Raw genomic sequence first — 7,432 nt, forward strand, 5'->3', positions numbered from 1 at the left:
GAGTTGTAACGAAGGGTATAATTTTAGCAGGTGGGAGTGGAACTAGACTTTATCCTATAACAAAAGGGATTAGTAAACAATTGTTGCCAATCTATGATAAACCTATGGTTTATTATCCATTATCGGTTTTGATGCTATCTGGAATTAAAGAAATTTTAATTATATCTACACCTAAAGATTTGTCAAGATTTCAAGAATTATTAGGAGATGGGAGTGAATTGGGGATTGCATTGTATTATAAGGAGCAACCAAGTCCTGATGGCTTGGCGCAAGCTTTTTTGTTAGGTGAAGAATTTATAGGTAGTGATGATGTTTGCTTGATATTGGGTGATAATATCTTCTATGGTCATAGCTTAGTACAACTTACGCAAAATGCCATTAAGAATGCTAAAGAGAAATTAGAAGCTACGGTTTTTGGATATTATGTGAATGATCCTGAGCGTTATGGTGTGGTTGAGTTTGATCAACAAAATAAGGCAATTAGTATAGAAGAAAAGCCTATAATTCCAAAAAGTAATTATGCGGTTACAGGGTTATATTTTTATCCTAATGATGTTGTATCAAAAGCAAAGCTAGTAAAACCATCAAGCAGGGGTGAATTAGAGATTACTTCTTTAAACCAAATATATCTTCAAGAAGATAGATTAAATGTTGAGTTAATGGGTAGGGGATTTGCATGGCTTGATACTGGAACACATGAATCTTTAATCCAAGCAAGTCTTTTTATCCAAACTATAGAAGAGAGACAATCTTTAAAAATAGCTTGTATTGAAGAAATAGCATATGAAATGGGCTATATTGATGCTGAGAAATTATTAAAACTTGCTAAAACACTGGAGAAAAACCAATACGGTCAATATTTAATTCAAAAACTTAATAAGGGTAAAATATGAAATTAATTAAAACTGAAATTCCTGAAGTTGTAATAATTGAGCCAAAAATATTTTCAGATGATAGAGGATATTTTTGTGAAACATATAGAGATGATATTTTAGAGAATTTTTTAGGTTTTAAGATTTGGTTTTGTCAAGACAATGAAAGTAAATCTCAAAAAGGTGTTTTAAGAGGATTGCATTACCAATTACCGCCTTTTGCTCAAAGCAAACTTGTTAGAGTGATTAAAGGTAGGGTTTTGGATGTAGCTGTTGATATAAGATTAAATAGTCCGACATTTGGAAGATACATTCAAGTGGAATTAAGTGAATATAACAAAAAACAATTATTTATACCTAGAGGATTTGTACATGGTTTTATAACTTTAGAAGATGATACTATTTTTTCTTATAAGGTAGACAACTATTATAGCAAGACTCATGATAGAGGTATTTTATATAATGATAAAGATATAGGAATTGATTGGTTTTTAAATGATGAAGAGATTATTTTATCAGAGAAAGATATTGTTCAACCAAATCTTTATAATAACCAAGATTTGTTTTACTATGGAGTAAATTATTATGCTTGAAAATGTTTTGGTTATTGGAAAAAATGGTCAGCTTGCTATTGAAATAAAACATTGTTATCAAAATAAATATAATTTTATATTTAAAGGTAAGGAAGAAATTGATCTACAAGATGAAGAAAATTTGCATAAAATTATCAATGAAAATAATATAAAAATTATCATAAATTGTGCAGCATATACAGCTGTTGATTTGGCAGAAAGTGAAATAGAAAAAGCTGATATTTTAAATTATAAATGTGTTGAAATATTAGCAAAATTAGCAAAGCAATACGAATTAAAATTTGTTCATATTTCAACTGATTATGTTTTTGATGGCAAAACAAATACCCCTTATAATGAAAACGATGAAACTAATCCTTTGGGTATTTATGGTAAAACAAAATTGAAGGGTGAGCAAGCTATTATGGAAGTTACTCCAAAAAATACGATTATTATACGAACTTCCTGGTTATATAGCAGTTATGGTAAAAATTTTGTAAAAACTATGCAAAATCTTGGAAGACAAAGAAAAGAACTCAGGGTTGTTTTTGATCAAATAGGAAGCCCTACTTATGCAAGAGATTTAGCAGAGACTATTTTAAATATCTTGCCTGTAATCCAAAATGAAAAGCCTGAAATTTATCATTATTCTAATGAGGGTGTTGCAAGTTGGTATGATTTTACAAAAGAGATAATGAAAATATCTCAGATAGATTGCAATGTTAAGCCTATAGAAAGTAAAGATTTTCCAACATTAGCTTCTAGGCCTTCTTATTCTGTATTAAACAAACAAAAAATTAAAGAAAAATTCCATATTGAAATTCCGTATTGGAAAGATAGTTTGGAAAAATGTATAAGTATATTACAGAAGGGCGATATTTTATGAAAAATTTATTATTGACAGGAACAGCAGGTTTTATTGGTTCAAATTTTGTGCCATATTTTTTAGAAAAATATAAGGATTATGTTTTAATCAACCTTGATCTTTTAACGTATGCGGGTAAATTGGATAATTTAAAAGAGTGTCGAAACAATCCTAGATTTAAATTTATAAGAGGAGATATTTGTAATCAAGATTTGGTTCAATTTCTTTTTGATGAATATAATATCCAAGGCGTTATTCATTTTGCTGCAGAGTCGCATGTGGATAATTCTATTAAAAATCCTGAAGTTTTTATCCAAACAAATATAAATGGAACATTTAATTTACTAGAGGTAGCATACAAGCATTGGATGGAGAAGCCATTTGTATATAAAGAGAAATACCAAAATTGTAGATTTCACCATATAAGCACGGATGAAGTTTATGGGACTTTAGGAGAAAATGGGTTTTTTACAGAAAGTACCCCTTATGCTCCAAATTCACCTTACTCTGCCAGTAAAGCTGGTTCTGACATGCTTGTAAGATCCTATCATGAAACTTATGGATTAAATACGGTAATTACTAATTGTTCTAATAATTATGGACCAAAACAACATGATGAAAAATTAATTCCTACAATCATAAGAAATGCATTGGCTGGTAATACGATTCCTATTTATGGAGATGGGAAAAATATTCGTGATTGGTTATATGTTTTAGATCATTGCAAAGGCATTGATCTTGTTTATCATAATGGAAAATCAGGACAAACTTATAATATCGGTGGTAGAAATGAGAGGACAAATTTACAGATTGCTCATAAGATATGTGAATTACTAGAGCAATATAAACCAAAAAATATTAGCTATAAAGAGCAAATTATTTTTGTAGAGGATAGAGCAGGACACGATAGGCGTTATGCTATCGACGCTAGTAAAATAGAAAAAGAGCTTGGATGGAAAGCTGATGAAAATTTTGACACAGGTATAATTAAAACAATAGAATGGTATTTAAACAAATATGAATGATACTATAGCTATTATATTAGCTACTTATAATGGTGAAATATATTTAAAACAACAGATTGATTCAATACTTGATCAGACATATAAGAATATTAAAATTTATATAGGTGATGACAACTCAAAAGATGGTACAATGAATATCATTAAAGCTTATAAAAACTTACATCCTGACAAAATTACATATTATCAAAATAAAACAAATATAGGTTTTATTAAAAATTTTGAAAAACTTTTGCAAATTACAAAAGAAAATTATATAGCTTTTAGCGATCAAGATGATATTTGGTTACCTAATAAACTAGAAGAGCAAATCAAAGCAATAAAGGAAGTAGAAAAAAAGGATAATTTACCCATAATGTGTCATAGTGATTTGACTATGATAGATGAAAATCAAAAAATCATTTATAATTCCTTTTTTTATTTTAAAAAGTATAAATTAAAACCAGAAAAAGATCTAGGACATATACTTGGGCCTTGTGGAGTTATGGGAAATACCATGATGATCAATAAAACTTTAAAAGATATTATCCTTCCTTTTCCTGAGGGAATCGATTTTCATGATTATTATATAGCTGTTATGTGTGAGCTTTTTGGAACAAGAATAACAATTTTTAATTCTTTGGTGTATTATAGGATTCATCAGAATAATACAAGTAATAATAAATTAAATCCATTGGTTTTTAACAACATTCCATATAAAAATACCCAAAAAAACATAACTCTTAGAGCTATAAGAAAAAATAATAAAATCAAAAAAGATGATTTAATAAAAATTAATTTTTTAATTAGGTATATTGAGGATGATTGTGGTTTTTTTTATTGTTTTAATATAATTAGGCATAAACTTCTAAAAAGAAGTTTTACATACAATGTGTTATTTTTTTTAAAAATGATATATTATACATTAATTAAAAAATAATATAATTAATAAAAGGTTGTTTGATAATAACAATGTTAAATAAGGAATAATAATGTTAGAACAGATAAACTCTAAAATTATTTTTATAGACTTTTTTGATACTTTGATTTTTAGATCAACATATCCCGAAAACACTAAAAAAATATGGGCAAAAGAGTTAAGTTTTTTAAATGAAAGACTCTATGAGTTAAGAAAAGAAATAGAAAAAGAATTATGTGAAGAAAATTATAAAAAAAATGGTTCTTATGAATTTAAATATAGAGATATGTGTAGCAGGCTTTATACTGAATTTTCAACTACAATGTCTTTTGAAGATTTTTATTGTCTTGCGCAAAAAACAGAATTACAAGTAGAAAAAAAAGTACAATATCCAAATATGACATTAATTAAGGAACTAAAAGAATATAAAAATAATAATAATGCAAAAATTTATTGCATAAGTGATTTTTATTTTGATAAGAATATGATGTTGGATCTTGTTAATTTCCATTCATTGGATTTGATTTTAGACGATTTATTTGTTTCTTCTGAATTTATGCAAACGAAACATTCGGGACAATTATATCAAATTGTTTTAAATAATATCAATGCAAAGCCATTGGATGTAGTTATGATTGGTGATAATATTCACTCTGATATTGCTATGGCTAATAAAAACAATATAAAAACTTTACACATCAATAGCAGTAAACAATATGATTATTATGAAAAGATGAAACAAAACGAACTTTTAACATTTACAAAATTTGAAAATATTTTATATGAAATTCCCGAATTCAAAAAATTTATTTTTCCAGAAATATTGTTAGTTTTATATTTATTTATTAATCAACTTTCCAATATTGCTATAAAAAAGAATATAAGAAAGATTTTTTTTATAGCAAGAGAAGGTGAATTTTTAAAAAAAATATTTGATATTTATATTAGAAATTCTAAGTATGAAAATATAGAAAGTTGTTATCTTTGCGCATCTAGAAAATCAACTTTTATGGCATCTTTAGTTGAATTAAAAAATGAAAACTTTGAGAGGCTATTTAGGCAGTATAATAGAATGTCTATTAAAGAATTTTTATCAAACTGTTCTTTCACAAAAAAAGATATTGCTATAGCCAAAAGTTTTTTTCCAAAACTAAATTTCGATTCTAAAATAGATAATTTTAATAATAGTATTGAATTTAGCACTCTAAAAAAATCTAAAAATTTTCAAGATTTGTTTAATAAAATAAATCGAGAGTGCAAAAGTAGTTTGTTGACATATTTAGATGGTGTCGGTTTTTTAAACAATTCCTCATTGTTAGTAGATGTTGGATGGAAAGGAACAATTCAGGATAATATAGCTTGTTTATTAAAAGATAAACAAGTTGAAGGGGTTTATTTAGGATTGGTTGATTTTGGTTCTGCATCTAGTAGCAATCAAAAATTAGGGATTTTATTTAATCCGAGTAATTGTTTTAATGTAAAATATAAAAACAGTATATTTAATGAATCAAGATGTTTATATGAATTATTTCTTGAAGCATCTCATGGGAGTACAATTGGTTATAAAGAAAATAATCCAATTTTTGAAGCAAATCAAGAGGAAGAACAAAATTTTAATAATTATATTCTACCTATGCAAAATGAAGCTTTAGTAGTATGGGAGAAAATATGTAAATTTTTATATCCATATTATAGTCAAGAAAAATATTTATATAATATAATATCACATAAGTATTTTGCATTTATTTTAAATCCTAGCAATAAACAAATTGATTTTTTTTCATCATTAAAACACTATGAAAATTTTGGAGAATTTGGTTTTTCTATTTTTACTAGTAAAAAATCAAATGTTGTAAAAAATATTCTTAATTTTTTAAAATATCGAAAAAAATATTTAGGCAGTGCTTGGTGGAAAGCTGCAAAGTTAAAACAAGATAATTTAAATTTTATATTGTATATTTATCGCTGTTATAGAAAATATCATTTTAAAAAAGGAAATAAAATTGAAGATAGCTTTCTTAATAGGTAGTCCTGATATTAGTGGTGGAAGTTTTGTAATATTTGAGCATGCTTTATTTTTAATGAGAAGTAATCACGAAGTTGTTATGATTACAGCCAATGCATTGAGTTGTGATATGAAAGAACTAAATTGGCATAATGATGCAAAAAAGCTTTCGTGGAAGACTTATCAACAGGTTGATAATATTTCTTTTGATATTGTAATAGCAACTTGGTGGAGAACTTTTTATGAGTTACATAGAGTTCAGTCAAAAAAATATGTTTATTTTGTACAATCTATAGAATCAAGATTTTATAATCAGACAGAGAAACCACTAAGAAAGCTTGTTGATTCCACATATATTTTAGATATACCCATTATTACGGAAGCGACATGGATTAAGAATTTTCTTTATGATAATTATAATAGACATTCTTTTTTAGTAAAGAATGGTATAAGAAAAGATCTTTTTTGCCATGAAGGTGAATTTTGCCAAAAGAAAAATGTAAATGATTTAAGGGTTTTAGTGGAAGGACCTATTAATGTGGATTTTAAAAATGTAATGAAAACTATAGAATTATGTAAAAAATCACAAGCAGACGAAATATGGCTTTTGACATCATCTAACGTTGAAAAAGTACGTGGTGTTGATAAAGTTTTCTCTCGCATTTCTGTTGATCAAACACCATATGTTTACCGATCTTGTGATGTTATTGTAAAATTAAGTTATGTTGAGGGGATGTTTGGTCCGCCATTGGAGATGTTTCACTGCGGTGGAACTGCTATTGTTTATAATGTTTCTGGTCACGATGAATATATAAAACATGGTGTTAATGGTTTAGTTGTTGATACCGATAATGAAGATAAAGTGATAGAATTTATCAATGAGTTAAAAAATAATATAGTAAGAAGAGATGAATTAAAAAAAGAGGCTATTAAGACAGCAGAACAGTGGAAAGATTGGAGTGATAGTTCAAAAGAATTTGAAAAAGCTTTGGTTGTTATAGATAATGAAAATCACAGTAGTACGGATTTGTTAAAAATAAATTCTAAATTCTTGTTTGATTGGTATGTTGTTGCAGAGAACTATAAAAATCAATTAAAAGATAAAAAAGCTAATTCCTATTTGAAAAGAATTATTTGCTGGTATAAAAAAAGATTTCCAAAAGCTTATGAATTTATAATAAAAAAGAGAAATAATTAT

Annotated in this window: 7 protein-coding genes; all 7 read left to right on the forward strand. The window is 26.6% G+C overall.

Annotation, left to right across the window (positions count from 1 at the left end):
* The first annotated feature begins 17 nt into the window (after positions 1-17).
* Positions 18-893 carry a glucose-1-phosphate thymidylyltransferase RfbA gene (rfbA, locus tag L8W68_RS02715; RefSeq protein WP_263674920.1) on the forward strand — a complete coding sequence of 292 codons (876 nt, stop codon included), beginning with the start codon at positions 18-20 and terminating at the stop codon, positions 891-893.
* Entirely contained in the window at positions 890-1,465 is a 576-nt protein-coding gene (gene rfbC / locus L8W68_RS02720) for a dTDP-4-dehydrorhamnose 3,5-epimerase (RefSeq protein ID WP_263674911.1), read from the forward strand. Before rfbA ends, rfbC begins: the two co-directional genes overlap by 4 nt.
* Entirely contained in the window at positions 1,458-2,330 is an 873-nt protein-coding gene (gene rfbD / locus L8W68_RS02725; protein ID WP_263674912.1) for a dTDP-4-dehydrorhamnose reductase, read from the forward strand. Before rfbC ends, rfbD begins: the two co-directional genes overlap by 8 nt.
* Positions 2,327-3,334: a dTDP-glucose 4,6-dehydratase gene (gene rfbB / locus L8W68_RS02730; protein WP_263674913.1), complete on the forward strand. Its 1,008-nt coding sequence runs from the start codon at positions 2,327-2,329 to the stop codon at positions 3,332-3,334. Before rfbD ends, rfbB begins: the two co-directional genes overlap by 4 nt.
* Positions 3,327-4,250 (forward strand): glycosyltransferase family 2 protein, encoded by a 924-nt coding sequence (locus L8W68_RS02735; RefSeq protein WP_263674914.1) that lies wholly within the window; start codon positions 3,327-3,329, stop codon positions 4,248-4,250. Before rfbB ends, L8W68_RS02735 begins: the two co-directional genes overlap by 8 nt.
* Positions 4,251-4,302: 52 nt before the next feature.
* On the forward strand, positions 4,303-6,258 hold the full coding sequence (locus tag L8W68_RS02740; RefSeq protein ID WP_263674915.1) for an HAD-IA family hydrolase: 1,956 nt from the start codon (positions 4,303-4,305) through the stop codon (positions 6,256-6,258).
* The coding region (locus L8W68_RS02745; protein ID WP_263674916.1) for a glycosyltransferase family 4 protein at positions 6,233-7,432 on the forward strand (1,200 nt) is incomplete at its 3' end. The genes L8W68_RS02740 and L8W68_RS02745, both read left to right, overlap by 26 nt.

It is taken from the genome of Campylobacter sp. FU_497 (genome assembly GCF_025772425.1).
Taxonomy (GTDB): domain Bacteria; phylum Campylobacterota; class Campylobacteria; order Campylobacterales; family Campylobacteraceae; genus Campylobacter_D; species Campylobacter_D lari_C.

Coding starts and splice junctions, on each gene's coding strand:
- rfbC (WP_263674911.1), top strand. CDS start 890: ATGAAATTAATTAAAACTGAAATTCCTGAAGTTGTAATAATTGAGCCA.
- rfbD (WP_263674912.1), top strand. CDS start 1,458: ATGCTTGAAAATGTTTTGGTTATTGGAAAAAATGGTCAGCTTGCTATT.
- rfbB (WP_263674913.1), top strand. CDS start 2,327: ATGAAAAATTTATTATTGACAGGAACAGCAGGTTTTATTGGTTCAAAT.
- L8W68_RS02735 (WP_263674914.1), top strand. CDS start 3,327: ATGAATGATACTATAGCTATTATATTAGCTACTTATAATGGTGAAATA.
- L8W68_RS02740 (WP_263674915.1), top strand. CDS start 4,303: ATGTTAGAACAGATAAACTCTAAAATTATTTTTATAGACTTTTTTGAT.